The organism is Moorena bouillonii PNG, assembly GCF_001942495.1.
Taxonomy (GTDB): Bacteria; Cyanobacteriota; Cyanobacteriia; order Cyanobacteriales; family Coleofasciculaceae; genus Moorena; species Moorena bouillonii.
Genome location: NZ_MKZS01000001.1, coordinates 4,534,919 through 4,554,030, shown reverse-complemented (window position 1 = coordinate 4,554,030; position 19,112 = coordinate 4,534,919). Strand labels below are relative to the sequence as shown.

Here is a 19,112-nt window from a genome sequence, read left to right as displayed (position 1 = left end):
GGGGTTTAGGAATTTTTTTTTATTACGAAATAGGGCAATAGTATAGGGGTTTAAAATTGGGTTATTTTTTTAGGTAATAGGGAACAGGGAATAGAATAGGTAACAGCTCAAAAAATTTGTTAAAAACCTAGATATTTTTAACACGATAGTTGTCTTATTTTTTAATAAAATTAATCCTCTGGTGGGCAGTGCTCCATTCCAATTTCAACCTTTACCATCCCTTGAGAAAGCACTGCCCACCCTACATCAGATCTCAAACAATTCTGTGTACCTCATGAGTCCTAGAAACGCTATATTGAAAAATAACTCTTAATTTAGCTAACTGATTAAACTGTTGCGTCAAGGCTATCTTGAGACTCTTCTAATTTATCGTCGAGGTTCTCACTACCAGTAAACACTTTAGTAGTCACTGGAACGTTAGGCTCAACTTGGAGCCACACCGAATCACTAATAGACTCAGCTTGATTGGGTCGATAAACCAGTCGGCAGGCTCCTGCTATTTCTACCTCATGACAGTAATGAGTCCGCTCACCCCGTTTTACAGTAAACACTGGCAAGGATGTCTGCTTCTTGTGATTACTCTTTAAGGCTTGCTCATTAACGTGGATATAGGTAGCTTCCAGATGTTTGTCCTGATTCCATGTACCTTTTGGTCCCCTACGACCTTCGATGACCACTGGGACACCATCATATAATGGAATCTGCCAAAACCGACCAACTTTTTTGGCTCCTTTGATGCGATCTTTACTTAATAGCATCCGCAGTCGCTGAGACGATATACCCAGCAGAGATGCAGCTTGTGTTGTACCGACAACCATAACTAAAATACTATTGCGGAATAGTATTGTAATCCCATCTAACTGGCAAAGTCAAGCTCAAGTAGGGAGTAGGGAGTAGGGAGTAGGGAGTAGGAGAGTAGGGAGTAGGGAGTAGGGAATCGGGAATCGGGAGTCGGGAGTCGGGAGTCGGGAATCGGGAGTCGGGAATCGGGAATCGGGAGTCGGGAATCAAAAATTATCAGAATTGATTTAGGTACCCGATATAAAGTCTTTGTCAAGTTCTTGTTTAACCAGTTGAGCTAAGGTTTGGGCAGCTCCTGGTTTTCCCCGAACACTCTTTAGATGCGATCGCATTTCCGACAACTTCTCTGGATGCTCCAGATAGTCTAGGGCAAGTTGAGCAACCTCAAGCGGCTCAAGCTTCCCTACCAATTCTGGCACAATTTCTCTTTTTGCCCAAATATTCGGCCATGCAAACAGACGCTTTTGCCCTAGCACCAACCAGTTAATCACTTTGGCTAGGCTAGAGCCTACTCCTGGTAACTTGACCAATAGACCGGGTAACCCATCCCAAGCCCGCATCGCATCTAACTGTTGCGTCGGCAACAGCACAATCATGGGTACGGCCAGAGACCCCAATTCAGCGGTATTCGCTCCCACTGTGGTTAAGCAAAGACAACATTGGGATAACAACTCATAGGCCGGAAAGGAATCCCAGAGTTCTACACACAAGCCACTGGGGGTTTTAAGGAATAGTTGAAGGTTAGCTGGTTGAAGGTTAGCTGGTTGAAGGTTAGCTGGTTGAAGGTTAGCTGGTTGAAGGTTAGCTGGTTGAAGGTTAGCTGGTTGAAGGTTAGCTGGTTGTTCCCGTAGCGTGGCCGCAAGGCCAAGGTGATCGGAGTTTGAACCTGTAACTTGTAACCCGTTAACTTGTAACCTGTTAACCTGTAACCCTGGATTAATCACCGAGTCGTTATCAACTTTATATATAAGTTGTGCCTCTGACCATCCTGTCTTGTTAATGATGGGATTGTAATCTCGATTGGCAAATTTAGCTAATGTTTTGAGATCTATGGTAGGAGCAACGGGAATCACAAAGCGAGTTTGGGGTTTAGCTCTGTGGATGTGTTCAGCGATCGCTAAAGACAAAGGTACTCCCTGAGCTAGTTTGGCTGGTTTTGACCCCGGTAATAGTGCGATCACTTCAGTGGAAGGTTGTTCGGTTGAAGGTTGAAGGTTATCTTTGGTTGAAGGTTGAAGGTTATCTTTGGTTGAAGGTTGAAGGTTATCTTTGGTTGAAGGTTGAAGGTTATCTTTGGTTGAAGGTTGAAGGTTATCTTTGGTTGAAGGTTGAAGGTTATCTTTGGTTGAAGGTTGAAGGTTATCTTTGGTTGAAGGTTGAAGGTTATCTTTGGTTGAAGGTTGAAGGTTATCTTTGGTTGAAGGTTGAAGGTTATCTTTGGTTGAAGGTTGAAGGTTATCTTTGGTTGAAGGTTGAAGGTTATCTTCGGTTGAAGGTTGTTCGCGTAGCGTGGCCTTTTGGCCAAGGTTATCTTCTTTGGTTGAACCTGTAACCTGATAACCTGTAACCTGTAACCCTTGAGTAACCTGTAACCCTTGAGTAACCTGTAACTCCTGAGTAACCTGAGAACCTGTAAACTGATAACCTGCAACCTGAGAACCTGCAACCTTCAACCCCTGAGTAACCTGAGAACCTGCAACCTGTAACCCCTTATTAACCTGTAACCCTCTAATTTCTGCCATTAAATCCCCTACTATGGTGAATTTGTGGGCATAGGTCTTAGGCACTTGAGCGATAATATCGGGTTTCATCACTCCAAAGTGGTCAATCCAGCGGTACCAACGAGCATCCCACTCGGCATAGACAACACTGCGATACCCTAAGCGCTTACTAATCACTACTGGAAAAAATTGGTCTCCCCCTAGGAATAGAACAACCCCTTTTGGATGCCAGTCCCAGTTTTCAGCTGTTTTGCCCCACAACAAGAATGGTAAAAAATCCTCTGCTGCCTGCACCCGGTCTACTTCTGGGTAGGATTTTGCGATCGCATCTTCTTTGCCCGTGGCATGAGGGCAAGGAGATAGCACTACCGATATCCGGAGTAATGAACGGTCATTCCCTAGAGTTTCCCGCAATGCCTTCACCACTGGTCGCACCCAGGTGGTCAACTCTCCTGGGCCATTGGACATAACTAAAATATCTGCTGCTGGCACTCTTCCCCACTCCTAATTATCACTATCTGGCTTGCTATCAGCTATCAGCTATCAGCTATCAGCTATCAGCTATCAGTTATCAGCTATCATCTTTCAGTTATCAGCTATCATCTTTCAGCTATCAGCTATCAGCTATCAGTTATCAGCTATCAGCTATCAGCTTATGCGCACGCTACGCGAACAGGTTTAAGTCAAATGCTGAGTGCTGACTGCTGAGTGCTGACTGCTGAGTGCTGACTGCTGACTGCTGACTGCTTACCACTGACCGCTGACTACAAAATCTTAAGTAATGATTAAGTAGTAACGATAAGTAATAGTTGTATAAATCGATAAAATATCCTTATATATACAGCTAAGGTTACCTTTGTCAATGATTTTTATTGTTTAGTTTTTTTAAGGTAAGCTGATTTAGTACTTCAGTAATTGTTAAGTAATTTTACAAAAATCAGTAATTTTTATATCGAATTGTATCAGATAACGGCTGAAACTCCCTGAAAGTATACGTTTTTTGATAGAAACTCTTTAGTTGGCAAAACAAAATTATCTCAACCAAGAGTGAGTGGTCACTGATAGAGACGTTTGATAGCACATCTGTCAATAAAATCTAAATACGATCGCTCACCATCAAAGGTGATCAGCCACTTACCGCCACTCAAGGTAAGGCACAGATAACGAATAATCAGGAAGGAGACCTAGCCGCATGTTCACTCACGTCAAGTCCACCATTCGACACATCACCCCGGAAGCCTTGAATGGGCGTCATTTGCTGAAGGTGGTCTATGTCGTGCTAGAACCGCAGTACCAAAGTGCATTATCAGCTGCTGTTCGGTCAATCAATCAAAATCAACCAGATATCGCTATTGAAATCAGCGGCTACCTCATTGAGGAACTCCGTGACCCAGAAAACTATGAAGACTTCCAACGGGATATAGCAGAAGCGAATATCTTTATCGCGTCACTAATTTTCATAGAAGACTTGGCCGAGAAGGTAGTCAACGCTGTAAAACCCCATCGCGATCGCTTGGATGCCGCAGTGGTATTTCCATCAATGCCTAAAGTGATGCGCCTGAATAAGTTAGGTAGCTTCTCCATGGCGAATTTGGGTCAATCCAAGAGTGCGATCGCACAATTCATGCGTAAGCGCAAGAAAAAATCTGGGTCTTCCTTCCAAGACAGTATGCTCAAGCTGTTGCAGACCTTACCGAAAGTCCTGAAGTATATGCCCATGGACAAAGCTCAGGATGCTCGCAACTTCATGCTCAGTTTCCAGTATTGGCTAGGGGGGTCTTCTGATAACCTGGAAAACTTCTTGCTGATGCTAGCAGATAAGTATGTCTTTAAGCGCGAGAATAAAAACAGCGAAACCTCTGTCCAATTCAAAGACCCAGTAGTTTATCCAGATATGGGGGTTTGGCATCCTCTAGCACCACAAATGTTTGAAGATGTCAAGGAATACCTGAACTGGTATAGTAGCCGTCAAGATATCTCAACAGATATAAAAGACCCCCTCGCTCCCTGTATTGGTTTAGTCCTGCAACGCACTCACCTAGTTACAGGGGATGATGCCCATTATGTAGCTATGGTGCAGGAACTGGAAGCCATGGGAGCAAGGGTGATTCCCATATTTGCGGGTGGTCTGGATTTCTCTAAACCTGTAGATACCTATTTTTCTGAGGAACATGGCAAAACCGTAGTCCCCTTAGTAGATGCTGTGGTATCTCTAACCGGCTTTGCTTTAGTAGGAGGTCCAGCACGGCAAGACCATCCCAAAGCAATTGAATCCTTAAAACGCCTCAATCGCCCCTATATGGTTACACTTCCCTTAGTCTTCCAAACTACGGAAGAGTGGGAAAATAGTGAATTGGGACTGCACCCGATTCAAGTAGCATTGCAAATTGCCATTCCAGAGCTGGATGGTGCCATTGAACCAATTATCCTATCCGGACGGGATGGCGCAACTGGAAAATCCATTGCGTTACAGGACCGGATTGAATCAGTAGCCCGACGGGTGATGAAGTGGGCGAATTTGCGCCGTAAGCCCAAGCTTGATAAGAAAATTGCCATCACAGTCTTTAGCTTTCCCCCAGATAAAGGCAATGTTGGGACAGCCGCCTATCTTGATGTATTTGGTTCCATCTATAAGGTGATGGAAGCCCTCAACAACAATGGTTATGATGTCCAAGACTTGCCAGAATCTGCTGAGGCACTGATGCAAGAGGTGATCCATGATGCCCAAGCTCAGTACGCTAGTCCAGAATTGAATATTGCTCACCGGATGTCGGTGATGGAGTATGAACGGTTTACTCCCTACTCCACCCGCTTAGAGGAAAACTGGGGACCACCACCAGGACATCTTAATAGTGATGGACAAAACTTATTAATCTACGGCAAGCAATTCGGGAAGGTATTCATTGGAGTACAACCTACCTTTGGGTACGAAGGAGACCCAATGCTACTGTTGTTCTCCCGTTCCGCAAGTCCTCACCATGGCTTTGCTGCCTATTACACCTATTTAGAACAAATCTGGCAAGCGGATGCTGTGCTGCACTTTGGAACTCATGGGTCTCTAGAATTTATGCCAGGGAAACAGATGGGGATGTCTGGAGACTGTTATCCAGATAATTTAATTGGTTCTATTCCCAATCTGTATTACTATGCTGCCAATAATCCCAGTGAAGCAACCATTGCCAAGCGCCGCAGCTACGCTGAAACCATATCCTATCTCACTCCACCCGCAGAAAATGCTGGATTATATAAGGGGTTAAAGGAACTCAGTGAGTTAATTGGGTCTTATCAAACTCTCAAAGATACTGGGCGTGGTGTTCCTATTGTTAACACCATTATGGATAAGTGCCGCTTGGTGAATCTCGATCAAGATATTGCCTTGCCCGAGCAAGATGCCAAGGAGCTGAGTGCCGAAGAACGGGATACTTTGGTAGGTCAGGTGTACCGCCGCTTGATGGAAATTGAGTCAAGGTTGTTACCCTGTGGGTTGCATGTGATTGGTAAGCCACCAACCGCAGAAGAAGCGATCGCAACTCTAGTCAATATTGCTAACTTAGACCGTAGCGAAGACGAAATCATCGGTTTACCCCGGATTATTGCTAACAGTATTGAGCGAGAGATTGATGAAATTTACAGCAACAATGACCAAGGCATCTTAGCTGATGTGGAATTGTTGCAAGATATCACCCAAGCTACCCGTGCTGCTGTTAGTGCTATGGTTCAAGCTCAAATCGACAGCGATGGACGAGTCTCTAAAGTCTCTAAACTCAACTTCCTCAACCTTGGTAAAAAAGAACCTTGGGTAGAAGCCTTGCACAATCTTGGGTACACCAAAGTAGATTCCGACGCGATCAAGCCTCTGTTTGACTATCTCGAATTCTGTTTAGAGCAGATAGTAGCAGACAACGAACTAGGAGCAATGCTCCAAGCCTTAGATGGGGAATATGTGCTGCCCGGTCCTGGTGGTGACCCGATCCGAAATCCCGATGTGCTACCGACCGGTAAGAATATTCACGCCCTCGACCCCCAATCCATTCCTACCCTAGCAGCGGTGAAATCTGCCAAAATCGTAGTAGACCGACTGTTGGCACGGCAAAAGCGAGATAATGATGGGGCTTGGCCAGAAACCATTGCGTGTGTGCTATGGGGTACGGATAATATTAAAACCTACGGGGAATCCCTAGCCCAAATTCTGTGGATGGTCGGGGTTAAGCCAGTGCCCGATGCTTTGGGACGGGTGAATAAATTAGAACTAATTCCGTTAGAAGAGTTAGGTCGTCCTCGGATTGATGTGGTAGTAAACTGTTCCGGTGTCTTCCGGGATTTGTTCATCAATCAGATGAATTTACTAGACCAAGGGGTGAAAATGGCCGCAGAAGCGGATGAACCCCTGGAAATGAACTTTGTGCGGAAACACAGTTTGCAACAAGCTCAAGAGATGGGGATTAATCTACGGCAAGCTGCGACTCGGGTGTTCTCCAATGCGTCTGGTTCCTATGCCTCCAATGTTAATTTAGCTGTGGAAAACAGCACCTGGGAAGAAGAAGCCGAGTTACAGAATATGTATCTCAGTCGCAAGTCTTTTGCTTTCTCTTCTGATAGCCCAGGCACCATGGAACAGAGTCAGAAGATTTTTGAGTCGGCCTTGAAAACTGCTGATGTTACCTTCCAGAATCTTGATTCATCGGAAATTAGCCTTACTGATGTTTCTCATTACTTTGACTCTGACCCGACTAAAGTAGTAGCAAACTTGCGCAACGATGGTAAGAAACCAACCGCTTACATTGCTGATACCACTACAGCTAATGCTCAGGTTCGCACCCTATCAGAAACCGTCCGTTTAGATGCCCGGACTAAGTTACTTAATCCCAAGTGGTACGAAGGCATGTTGAATCATGGCTATGAAGGAGTGCGGGAACTTTCCAAACGCTTAGTGAATACTATGGGTTGGAGTGCAACCGCTGATGCAGTGGATAACTGGGTTTATGAAGATGTGAATACTACCTTTATCCAGGATGAAGAAATGCGTCAGCGGTTAATGAATTTGAATCCCAATTCCTTCCGTAAAGTAGTCTCTACCTTATTAGAAGTTAATGGACGTGGCTATTGGGAAACCAGTGAGAGTAATTTACAGCTGTTGCGCGAATTGTATCAGGAGGTTGAAGATAGGATTGAAGGAATAGAATAGGATTAGAGCGCTACGCGCAAGGCAATAGGGAATAGGTAATAGGCAACAGGCAATAGGCAATAGGGAATCATATTCCCCCCTTATTAAGGGGGGTTAGGGGGGATCCCTACTCAACTAATACCAGTATGAAAAAGCCTATAGTCAAAATATAGCAATTCTATATCCCATAAGGTACAAATTGATCCCCCTAAATCCCCCTTAATAAGGGGGACTTTGAGGTTGAGAAGCGTACCTCATAACTGCGAGAAACGCTATAAAAACAATACATTGAGGAAAATTTTGAATTTTGAATTTTGAATTTTGAATTAACTAACGACTTTAGTTCAATATAGCTAAATACTCAGAAACCGCTCGCTCAGTAGAAAAGTACCTTGCCCGCTCCATTAATTTATCCTGAGTTAATGGAGATTTAAGTACTTGTAACATAGCTAATGATAAAGCGGCTGAATCCCCGACTGGTACTAAAATGCCATATTGTCCTGCTGATAAAATTTCCGCTGGACCACTAGGACAATCTGTAGCAATTACTTGGCAACCACATGCCATTGCTTCAATTAACACAGTGGGTAACCCTTCCCAGCGAGAAGACAAAACCAACGCATTCGCCTTACTCATATATGCATAAGGATTCTCCACAAAACCTGGCATAGAAACATCCGCTGCAATTCCTAGTCTGTTAATGGTTGCCTCTAATTCGCCTCGGGATTCCCCTTCACCTAAAATCACCAGGCGAGCGATCATTTTTTTTCTTAAACGTGCAAACGCTTGGATTAGAGTCAAGAAATCTTTCTGAGGTGATAATCTACCAACAGCCAAAAAGACAGGAGGAGCGTCTTTTTGAAACCAAGGATGGCTCAAAGGCATTTTTGATTTGGCGATTAGCTGATGATTAACCACTGGATTGTAAATTTCTCTGACTTTGCCTTGGTCAAAACCAAGTTGACACTCCAAATCCCGTGCTACTGCTTGAGAAACTCCGACAATTTCATCAGCACGAGGATAAAACCATTTCATCAGTGGTGGTACCAATTTAGCTCGCATTAACTGAGACTTAGAAGCTGAAAAAGTGTTGTGTTCTACCAATACTAATCGAGTTTTGGTACGAGCTAACTCTTTGGCTGCTACAGCAATGACGTTAGCATGAGCCAGATGAGAGACTAGGGCAGAAGGTCTGTTTTGTTGTAAGTAACGTGACAAGGGTTGAATTGCTTTCACAACTCGTCCGGCTGCCAAGTTAACCAGACGCACCTCTTTAGGGACTTGGCTTAGATAGGGTCCGTCAGCACTAGCAAGAACTAGATCCAACTGGACATCTTGTTCCAACATCCCTTTGAGCAGGTTAACCGTTACCCGTTCTGCGCCACCGTCATAGAGAGCAGGTAGAAAAAAAGCGATATGCCTTGTATCCATCATTCTTTTATAGATCATACTTTATAGCAGTTTTCAATTAATCCCTGTTAGATCTGCTGTCAGTGATTCATAAAGCTGACTGCTGACTGCTGACTGCTGACTGCTGACTGCTGACTGCTGACTGCTGACTTATAACGTCACTAAATAAAATTTCCCAGCGTTCTATTATTGTTCCTAAACCAAATTGTTCTGTAATTTTTGGAGCATAAGAGGCTAGACGTTTACGCTCTTCCTCATTGGATATTAAACGCTCCAGTGCTGTAGCTAAGGCTAACCTATTTTCACTGGGCACCAAAATCCCATTTACACCATCACGAATAACTTCTCGTGGACCACTAGGACAATCTGTTGAAACAACGGGGAGTCCACAAGCGAGTGCTTCAACTAAAACCCCTGGTAACCCTTCAAAGCGGGAAGACAAGACAAATAATTCTGACCGTTTTAAGACTGAAAAGGGATTACGAACAACCCCAGGAAAGATGACCTTATCAGTTAAACCTAATTGATCTCTGAGATTTTCAAGCTCTGGACGAAGCTCCCCTTCTCCTAAAATTATAAGTTGCCAGTCTGGATGGTGACCAGCATGTTTTTTGAAAGCAGATAATAAAATATCAAACCCTTTCTGATGGGTAAGCCTTCCAATAGCAACTATCCATTTTTTAGTTAGATCAGCTCCTTTAGTTTCCAGGAATTTGTCCATACTAGGTATGGGATTGATACTAGCCAATGGGTTATAAATTACTGCTCGTTTAGTTTCGGGGAGCCAGTGAAAATACTGATTCACCCCATCCCCTACGCTCACTACTTTATCCGCCAATGAATAGGTGATATGTCGCAATATATCCCACACTTTGCCACTAGAACTTTTCCGAGGATCATTCTGTTCACTTACCAAAACCGGATAGTTAGTCTTAACAAGAGCTAACAGGGTCAAGATATTGATTTGATCTAAGAAAGAAATGACAACATCAGGGTGTAGGGATTTAATGGTTCGCCTCAAGACCCACAAACGATAGAGGTTATTCCAAATTCCATGAATAAAAGTTGGTGAGTTTTTGGCGATATTAAGGGCTACTCGATTAACCCGATCAGGTAATTTATAAAAGTCAAGATAGGTGTCATCAATTGTTACCACATCAACTTGATAACCCTTGTTAAAGAATCCTTTTGCTAGCAAAGCTACCGCTCGCTCAGCACCCCCACAGGAGAGAGATGACGTCACTAGTGTTAATCGCATAATTGTTTTTCAGGGTTTTTCTTTTTGATTTGATTTTGGGTAAATAAGAGCATAAATGAGAAACAAAAGATATACACGCAGCTAGTGGATAACGCAATGCCTTTAATTCCCAGCCATTGCATAAAGAGAATATTCAAAATAATATTAATGGCTAAATCAAATCCAGATACCCACATCAAAATATAGTTAAGTCTCATTGCTGACACCAGCCTAACAACTAGAATATTAGCAATATAAAAAGGAATTTGTAATGCATAAAGTGCTTGAGATTGAGCGACTAAATTAGTAGCATCCGAGGTAAATGAACCTCGTTCAAAAAATAGTTTAACTATCGGCTCAGAAAAAACAATTAGAATTATGCTTAGCGGTACGGTAATCAAAAATATCAGCCGCAGATAATACCTAAGGGTACCACGGATTTCGTGCCAATCCTGACTAGCAACCATTTTAGAAAAATAGGGAATTACCGCAGTGCTGATCGCAATACTCATTAGGTTAATGGGAGAAGCAATTAAACCGTTGGCGTAGTTAAGTATAGACACACTACCAGGAGACAACATAGCTGCCATGGCTTGATCAATTGGAGCAGCACTACAAATTAATAATGCTCCAGCAATCATTGGCAGATACTGGCTCGCTACCTGGCGCATAGGCTCATTAAATCCATACCATCTTGGCAGTAATGAAATACCTTGACGATGCAGTGCTATTCCCAGAATTATCAGCTCTAGAACTGTACCACTAATTAATCCAGCAACTAAGGCAAAGATTCCTAAAGACTTAAATCCTACTATCAATAGGATGCTAATCACCGGAATCATCATTGGACATAGAGCTGCTAGAGCAAAACGTTCCCCAGCATTCAAAACAGCACTCCAAATGATGGCAATCCCAGTAAGGATAACTACGGGTGCCATTAAACCAAGTAGATGGAAGGTAAGCTCTAACTTTTCGGGCTTAAACCCAGAGGCAATCAATGGTAAGTAAAGCAGAGCAGTAGCTACCATTACTATAGTAGTGAAGCTCAGCAGTACTAATGCCCAGATCATTACTCCAGAAAACAGTTTCTGAGCGGCTGCCATTCCTTCCTGTTCTCGTACACGTATATAGGTAGGAATAAACGCAGTATCAAGGGATTCAGCGATTACATTTTTGATCAAAAACACAACCAATAAAGCGATAAAAAATGCATCTAATTCATCCCCAGTACCAAACCTCCATGCAACTACTAATTCTTTAATAAGAGAACCAACTTTTACAAAAGCAGTTAATAAACCAACAGTTACAATTGCGCGAAAAATTTTGCTATTCGTCGAGCCATTGACTAGCTTTTTACAGTAGATAAGCAAGCTCTGCCCTGACCAAACTCTCATAGTCTCTAAGGGAATAGGCAACAGGCAACAGGCAACAGGCAACAGGGGGAATTTTTTGTGTACCTCATGAGTATGATAATTGCTATAAACGTCATTATGATTAGAAGTTTAATTAACAACAAGGCTAGTTAATAGGGAATTGTAGCCTGTCGATGCTTCCCATAGATTTTGATTAGCAAGTCTGATGGAATAGTCTGGACGATTATATAATTGAGGAGCTGGATCAGGTAGGTTTAAGAAAACATCATAGGTTCCAGTTTCGATTGTGTCTGGAGTACGAGTGACAGCATTAATAACCTGAGTACTACCAGGCATCCACATCCGAGGATCCTCGTCTATAGGTAAATGGTATTCGCGACGAGTGACACGGTGACGGAGAATAATTTCCAGTGGCCGAGGATTGTAAGGACTAGCCCATCCTTCATTGATAATTTCCAATTGTATCGAGAATGTACGAGCGGGTTTTACCCTAGTAGGAGTAACTGATTTGACCAAACGAAAGCGATAGCCCAAACGACGTTTAATTTCCTCTAAACACCCTTGGTTTTCCCAGTCTTCAATGATCTCAGTGGCATCACTTGGTTTGTAATTTAATGCACTCCAGCGCATTCGTTCTAGTTCATTTAAAGCATTGGGACAATCATCAAAAGAACTAGGATTGCAGGTTTCTCCCCCCTGTACCACATACCGATTATCCAGATTTAAAAATGTTTTTTCTTGTTCTATTATCCCCCGATCCGTATCGCTGTAAGTTCCCCAATCATCAATACTGGCTAGGAAACAATCATTAGTAGCTCCAGTTCTCCCTCGGTTAGTACCATTAAACGCTTCATTAGGGGTAAGAGGATTTTCTTGATCAAAAATTGCCATTTTATGATTGGGGTATCGTAGAGCAACCATCCGTTCACTGGGTAGCACCGACAGCAGTTTAAACAAAATAGCTTTTCTATCTTCATTGTTGCTATCCAAACCATAGTAAGAACTATGCCATTCTCCCCAGTAACCAATAAAACCTGCTTCCATGTAGGCGATAACATCGTAGTTTGATGCTAATATCGGTTGCAGATCATCCAGATGGGAGAGTATGCGATCGCGGGATGAATCTTCACCACCTCCTACCCAATTATAGGCAAAGCGTAGGATTAATTTAACCCCAGCTTGTCGAGCCGTATTCAAATCCTGGGATAGGGTTTGTAGAAAAGACTCTGATAACGGTTTATTTCTAAATTCTGAAATTACGTAAACCTTACGTACTAAGGTCATTTGGTTATTCCTAACCTCTTGTAGCTCAGACAGCTGTAAGGAATAATTTGATGTATTGTCCAGAGGAGTAAAAGGCATAAAAAAGCCTCGTTCTGGATTTGTAAATTGTTCATCACTACCTTGATAAACCGTGGTAACATTAGAGGTTTGAGCTGTTGTCATAGTATTACAAGCAACAGTGGTGAATATCCCTAGTATAAAGACTAAATTGCTGTATTTTGCTATCTTACTAATCACCATAATTGCTTTCTTATACTGATTAATTATGAATGTTTATCGCGGTTCTAAGTTGGATGAGCTACACACCAAATTTCTCACCCCTCCTCCCCCTCTTTCCACTCTCCCCTTAGTTTAGCTGTAAGCATATGCGCTACAGATGGTGCTACTTGAGGTGCCATCAGCCTTTTGCCAACGGCTGATGGCTGACGTTTAGCTAAACTCCAATCAAAGTTATAGCCGCTTCAAAGTCTACGGGTTTGGAGAAAAAGTAGCCCTGTCCATATTTACAGTTGAGGATTTTTAGTTGATCAATTTGCCTGGATGTTTCTACCCCGGTGGCAATTAGATCAATACCAAGATCATTGGCTAGTTTAGCCACGGTTTGAACGGGTTCTAAATTTATGTTATGTGTATTTATCTGACTGACTAGAGATCGATCAACTTTTAAACCATTAAACTCTCCATAGATAGAGTTAGACACTTCATGGATATAATTGATATCCGATGAAGTATTAATGCCAAAGTTATCCAATTCTAACTTAACCCCAATGGCTCTAAGTTTGGAAAGCACCACCATGGCTTCCTCAGGATTTTTACGAATAAAACTCTCAGGTATTTCTAGCTTCAAACGATAAGCATCCAAGTTATTTTTCTTGATAATATGGTCAATCTGCTGAACTAAATCAGGTTGCAATAACTGTTGGCGACACAGATTAACACTAATGGTTATCGGTGTTTGAGTAGGAAACAGTTGTTGCCAAGACTGTAGTTGATTGCAAACTTCTCTGATTACCCACCAACCAATGGGAACAATCAAGCTAGTTGCTTTTGCTACTGGCATAAACTCTTCTGGGTAAATCAATCCTAGGTTAGGATGCTGCCAGCGCAACAATGCTTCAAAACTATTAATATGTTCGTTTTCTAGGAGCATAATCGGCTGGTAGTAAAGCTGCAACTCCTGATTTTTTAGAGCCTTTTGCAAATAATATTCCATTTCCCAGAACCCAATTTTTTTGGTTTGGGTAACTTGGCCGTTGGCTTGGTGATAACACTTGTCTAACACTTTAATCTTGTCATCAGTCCTAATCATCTTAGAAATATCCGAATAAAAATTTAGGATTGGAGTAGTTTTTTTGTATTTAGGGGTGTATCCTGGTACCAGTTGCTCCAGCAAGAATAAAATTAGATTGGTATAATTTTGAGCGGCAGCTTTCCGGAGTGCATCTACTGCATAGTCAAGATTTTGGGAAACCATATGACTAGCATTTTTAACTACTAGCAATTTGTCGTGTAGGGTTGGTTCATATTCTTCTCCAGGAATTAGCAGTTCCTCAAATAACTTTTCTCCTGGTCGCAGTCCGGTAAAGACAATGTCAATGTCCTTACCCACTTCATACCCGGACAGGCGAATCAGTTCTTTGGCTAAGTCAACAATTTTGACCGGTTGACCCATATTGAGCATAAAAACTTCACCGCCCTGACCAATCACTGAGGCTTGCAAAACCAATTGAACTGCTTCTGGAATTGTCATGAAATAGCGACAGATATCAGGGTGGGTAACAGTCACCGGACCCCCAGCAGCAATTTGACGCTTAAAGGTAGGAACAACACTACCTCGGCTACCGAGAACATTGCCAAAACGAACCACAGAAAAATGCCTACCACTCCTTTGAGCCGCTTGTAGCACCAGCATTTCCGCCACTCGCTTGCTACAGCCCATAACATTGGTGGGATTAACTGCTTTATCCGTTGAAATCATGACAAAGTGTTCTACACCATATCGCAATGAGAGATCCAGCAAATTTTTGGTTCCCAGCACATTGTTTGTGATCGCTTCTGGAGGATTTAATTCCATCATTGGCACATGTTTATGAGCCGCAGCGTGGAAAACAATATCTGGTCTGAATTGGTCAAAAATGTACTCTAACCGACCGGTCAATCGAATATCAGCAATAATAGTGTTAAGATTGGGAAGTCTTTCATTTTCTAACCGATCGTATTCAAGTAGTTCTAAAACTTGGTTTAGTTCTTGCTGGATATGGAACACGGAGTTTTCTCCATGTCCCAAAAGTACCATTTCTGAGGGTTGACACTTAAAAATTTGGCGACAAAGTTCACTGCCAATAGAGCCTCCTGCTCCTGTCACTAAAACTATCTTTCCTTTCAGAAACTTAGCCACACGCTGAACATCAGTTTGTATAGGTTCGCGCCGCAGCAAGTCTTCAATCTTGACATCCCGAACACTACCAACACGGATAGGATTATTGAGGATTTCATTCATACCAGGTAAAGTACTAGTTGGTACTCCTGTGGATTTACAAATATCTAAAACTTCCCGAATAACTCGCCCAGGTGCTGTAGGCATGGCGATAATAATTTTGCGAATACGTAGAGAGCGAACAACATCAGGAATGGCATCACGACCACCAACTATAGGTAGTCGTCTAATTCTTAAATTGAGCTTTTTACGGTCATCGTCAATAAAGGCGACAGGATTAAAACCCAGGGAAGGATTCTTTTGCATATCCTGGGCTAGAGCAACCCCTGCACTACCAGCACCAACAATCAGTACATTGTCCCGGCGATGAAACTTCCTATGCCTTTGGCTGACTCTTTCGACTGCACGAACACTGAAGCGAAGACTACCGACAAACAACAAGCTCAGTAAACCGTCAAGTAACGGCAAGGAATTAGGCAGGCTATTTAAGGATAAATTGGTTAAACCATTAGACCAGTGAAACAATAACGTTTGGATGACGATAGCAGCAGCAGTAAGTGCGGCTATATGCTCTAGTTCATCAATACTGGCATAAGACCAGCAACGCTTGTAGAGACCGAAGGTAGAAAATACAGTTAGTTTAACGACTAGGAACAGAATGGTTGCCAGTATCAGTCCAGATTGATAGGGGTTGATATCTAAATGATTGTTTAAGAATAGGACTAGAGCTAATACTGGCGTACTCGTGAAAATAATCAAATCAATGAGTAAGAAGTGGCGATTTCTTAGACCTAGTAACCAATTTGATAAGTTATTCGTCATCTTTTATTATCCAGTTAATTATTAAAAAATACACAGTAAATAGCTATTAAGCTTCGGATCATATAACAAGGAACGGTAAACATAAAAAGGGGAAAATATAATTACCGTACCGATGTTTGAGACGTTTGGGTGCGTAAGTTATCTTAACTTTATAAATCGGTGGTTAGTATAGCTAAATAAAAAATCAAAATAAATACAACTAAAGACATATTTTTGATTGATTTATTGATTTAATTAAATATATCTAGATAACTAGAAATATTAATTCCATTGCTTTACCAAATATTTACTAAATGTTTACTAAATATTTACTAATTGCTTGGGAGTTTTTGCTGATAGTTAAATGAGATTAACTGCTTAGTATAGTGGCTTATTAAAGGCTCACAAGGTTGCCAGTGTGGCATAACTTTTTTTGTGCCACACTGGTGGAAGTATTTTTAATTGGGTTAATAGATTGTTTGATAAAATTTAGGTAAAGCTAACGTTATAGTTTTGATGAATTTTTATAAACGATAGACATCCTAAATCCTTTGTGCAAAAGAACCAATGGTGAAATTCGGCTCTGTCTCGCCCCGTCAGCCGTCAGCCGTCAGCCGTCAGCGGTCAGCCGTGAGCTTTTCGCTCACGCTGCGCGAACAGCTTATTTTATTCAAAACCACCGATCTAGTACCGTGGGTGTAGCCCATAAACTGTTCCCGTAGCGTGGCCACGCTGCTTGAGGTGCGAATGGCCAAGGCTAATGGCTGATAGCTGATAGCACCTCAAGTAGCGTGCGCGTAGCGCATAAGCTTATAGCTTATAGCTGAGTGCTCCCCTGCTCCCCTGCTGTGGTCACCAGGAAGTATGGTTATTGCACCGAATTTGATATCAGGCAATTGACCAACAGGCTCTACTGCGGTTCCACCCAACGAAACTGGTAGGGTAAATCTTTCGCGCCCCATACCAAATTGCCAGCAGCATCAAAACCCCGATCTAAGGTATCCATACCTTCTTTGTGGAGTATAATGGTATTGGTGATGCTAACTGCTCCTCTGTAGTTAGTTGGACAACCATCCTCTGGTGTCTGGCCGATGTAGTTCTCACCCACTGGCTTCAAAAATACACTGCACACCGCTTTACCTAAGTTATTTGAGGGTATCACTCGCTCCCGATCAGATTGATTGCACAAACCAATCAGCGTTTTTGGGTTTTGAGGCTTAAACCCTCTAGATTCGACACTCTCGCCATTCTCACTGACAGCTATACGCAAAAATCGCTGTCGGTAAGGAGAGTTAAGGCGTTGGGAAAGCGCTTGTTCCTGATACAGAAATACTGATGTAGGAGGGTTGAGTCCAGCATCAACAGTCTCTAGGTTGACAGTACAGGTGGTGATGCGGACATCAGGAGAATCTGGGTTAGCTCTGGCTTGCGCCTCGCAATTAGACCCCTAAAAATAGGGATAAATCGGTTTTTAATACCACAATTCGGACATTGACATTATGCTAGCGCTATAGTATCATTGAAGTGTAGGACTCAGCCCTAACTATGCCCAAGAAAGTAGACGCAGCAAAAAACAGATCAACTCAAATCGTTACTGTCATAGGGATGAGTGAGTCGGTTGAGGCTGAGTTACTGTCTACCATGAAAAAACTGGGCATCGTTAGGGCTGAGTCTTATAACAAGCTGGGCAGCATCAATTATTGGAGTCTTGACTGGAAAAAGGCGTACCCAGATGTTAGGAGCTTTAGGACTCCCGAATCCCTGGGACTACCCTCGAAGCTAATGGAATGGACGGTCAGTGATGTGGCAAAAGCCATTACAGCGAGCCAAGCAGCTTGCACTGATGCCGTCATTAAAAAGGTTTACAAAAGGTTCCCTGGGAAAGATAATAATAATACAAGAAAAGATCTTTGCAAGCAACTAAAAAGCTTAGCTTTCTTGGATAACCCACTACTCCATAGGCTTGTTAGGAAGGAGTTTCAACGGGGACATTCTTGGATCAAAAATCAGATAGTATATCAACAGGGAGGCTATAGCTGTCGGAGACTATATCGTAACACTTATCAGCTAGAAATAGCTGGACTAAGAAGAGGAAAAAGAAACCAAATAATTGTTCGGTCTAATCGTAAAATAAAAGGACAGATTAGACTAATATACAATCAATTATTATCAAAGTTTGAAGTTCACTTTTTAGTAAACCATGGCCAAGTTGTAATCCCTGCAAAACTTCGGAACATAGGACTGGATAAGGGTTATACCGAGGCTTTCTATGACTCAGATGGCCAGGCTCATGGTAAGGAGTTGGGTAAAGTAACCACCAATAAATCCGTACGTATTTGTGCGAAAAATAGAAACAGAGGGAAACTCTGGACACTCCATAGAAAGCTCGAAAAAATAGACCCAGCAAAGTCGGCTCGGATATTAGAAAACAATTTAACCAGAAAAACAGAAAATAAGCGTTACAGACAAAATCAATCAGAAATTAAAGCCATTATAGGAGCAGCTTCTAAGTCTGTTTTTGGTGGTAAATCACTAAAAGTATTTGCAGAAGATTTAACACAACCGATAAAAAATAAGCGCCAGTCAAAAGCTATGTCTCGCAAGCTTAACAGCTGGATGAAAGGAGAGCTGAGAGAGTCATTACAAAAATGGGCTGATTGGACTGGGTCGGTTGTTACAGAAGTTCAGCCTAGTTACACGTCGCAAGTTGACTTCAGGAATGGAACCCTTCTAGGGAAAAGGACTGGGGACAACTTTACCGGATTTGATGGGGTCGTGTTACAGGCTGACTACAATGCTGCCAGAAATATTCTTAGCAGAGGTACGGATAAGGGTGCGATTCGTTGGCTAGAAACCAAAACCTCTTATGGGATTTTGGGGGATT

The 19,112-nt window shown here is 42.4% G+C and carries 11 protein-coding genes and 3 pseudogenes; 4 read left to right on the top strand and 10 right to left on the bottom strand.

Annotation, left to right across the window (positions count from 1 at the left end; genetic code table 11):
- Positions 1 to 326: 326 nt before the first annotated feature.
- From BJP37_RS18445 to BJP37_RS18430, 4 genes and pseudogenes are all read right to left on the bottom strand, one after another.
- Positions 327 to 818: a DNA-binding protein gene (locus BJP37_RS18445; protein ID WP_075900904.1), complete on the bottom strand. Its 492-nt coding sequence runs from the start codon at positions 816 to 818 to the stop codon at positions 327 to 329.
- 38 nt (positions 819 to 856) lie between these two features.
- On the bottom strand, positions 857 to 1,057 hold the full coding sequence (locus BJP37_RS36830; RefSeq protein ID WP_158069654.1) for a hypothetical protein: 201 nt from the start codon (positions 1,055 to 1,057) through the stop codon (positions 857 to 859).
- Positions 1,029 to 1,529, bottom strand: a pseudogene (locus BJP37_RS45095) (lipid-A-disaccharide synthase); the annotation flags it as partial. The gene BJP37_RS36830 and the pseudogene BJP37_RS45095, both read right to left, overlap by 29 nt.
- A gap of 1,002 nt (positions 1,530 to 2,531) precedes the next feature.
- Positions 2,532 to 2,990 (bottom strand): annotated as a pseudogene (locus BJP37_RS18430) (lipid-A-disaccharide synthase); the annotation flags it as partial.
- A gap of 55 nt (positions 2,991 to 3,045) precedes the next feature.
- On the opposite strand from BJP37_RS18430, the gene BJP37_RS18425 reads away from it, so the two are divergent.
- Both BJP37_RS18425 and BJP37_RS18420 read left to right on the top strand, forming a co-directional pair.
- Positions 3,046 to 3,204 carry a hypothetical protein gene (locus BJP37_RS18425; RefSeq protein ID WP_158069653.1) on the top strand — a complete coding sequence of 53 codons (159 nt, stop codon included), beginning with the start codon at positions 3,046 to 3,048 and terminating at the stop codon, positions 3,202 to 3,204.
- A gap of 510 nt (positions 3,205 to 3,714) precedes the next feature.
- Positions 3,715 to 7,707, top strand: a complete 3,993-nt coding sequence (locus BJP37_RS18420; RefSeq protein WP_075900902.1) for a magnesium chelatase subunit H — start codon at positions 3,715 to 3,717, stop codon at positions 7,705 to 7,707.
- 318 nt (positions 7,708 to 8,025) lie between these two features.
- Here BJP37_RS18420 and BJP37_RS18415 read toward each other — a convergent pair whose 3' ends face one another.
- The 5 genes from BJP37_RS18415 to BJP37_RS18395 form a co-directional block, all read right to left on the bottom strand.
- On the bottom strand, positions 8,026 to 9,135 hold the full coding sequence (locus BJP37_RS18415) for a glycosyltransferase (protein WP_229415355.1): 1,110 nt from the start codon (positions 9,133 to 9,135) through the stop codon (positions 8,026 to 8,028).
- A 49-nt stretch (positions 9,136 to 9,184) separates the two neighbouring features.
- Positions 9,185 to 10,354 (bottom strand): glycosyltransferase family 4 protein, encoded by a 1,170-nt coding sequence (locus BJP37_RS18410; protein ID WP_075900900.1) that lies wholly within the window; start codon positions 10,352 to 10,354, stop codon positions 9,185 to 9,187.
- The gene (murJ, locus tag BJP37_RS18405; protein WP_075900898.1) at positions 10,345 to 11,727 is read right to left on the bottom strand and encodes a murein biosynthesis integral membrane protein MurJ; all 1,383 of its coding nucleotides are present in this window, start codon (positions 11,725 to 11,727) and stop codon (positions 10,345 to 10,347) included. Before murJ ends, BJP37_RS18410 begins: the two co-directional genes overlap by 10 nt.
- Before the next feature lie 108 nt (positions 11,728 to 11,835).
- On the bottom strand, positions 11,836 to 13,230 hold the full coding sequence (locus tag BJP37_RS18400) for a DUF4832 domain-containing protein (protein ID WP_075900896.1): 1,395 nt from the start codon (positions 13,228 to 13,230) through the stop codon (positions 11,836 to 11,838).
- A 193-nt stretch (positions 13,231 to 13,423) separates the two neighbouring features.
- Complete coding sequence (locus tag BJP37_RS18395; RefSeq protein ID WP_075900894.1) at positions 13,424 to 16,249, bottom strand: polysaccharide biosynthesis protein; 2,826 nt, start codon at positions 16,247 to 16,249, stop codon at positions 13,424 to 13,426.
- Between the two features lie 530 nt (positions 16,250 to 16,779).
- Between BJP37_RS18395 and BJP37_RS39510 the strand changes: the two genes are divergently transcribed.
- Positions 16,780 to 16,950 (top strand): hypothetical protein, encoded by a 171-nt coding sequence (locus BJP37_RS39510; RefSeq protein WP_158069652.1) that lies wholly within the window; start codon positions 16,780 to 16,782, stop codon positions 16,948 to 16,950.
- 188 nt (positions 16,951 to 17,138) lie between these two features.
- Here the strand turns inward: BJP37_RS39510 and BJP37_RS18390 are convergent.
- A pseudogene (locus BJP37_RS18390) lies at positions 17,139 to 17,651 on the bottom strand (chromophore lyase CpcT/CpeT); the annotation flags it as partial.
- Between the two features lie 122 nt (positions 17,652 to 17,773).
- Between BJP37_RS18390 and BJP37_RS18385 the strand changes: the two are divergent.
- A partial coding sequence (locus tag BJP37_RS18385; protein ID WP_075900890.1) for a zinc ribbon domain-containing protein occupies positions 17,774 to 19,112 on the top strand: 1,339 nt, incomplete at its 3' end.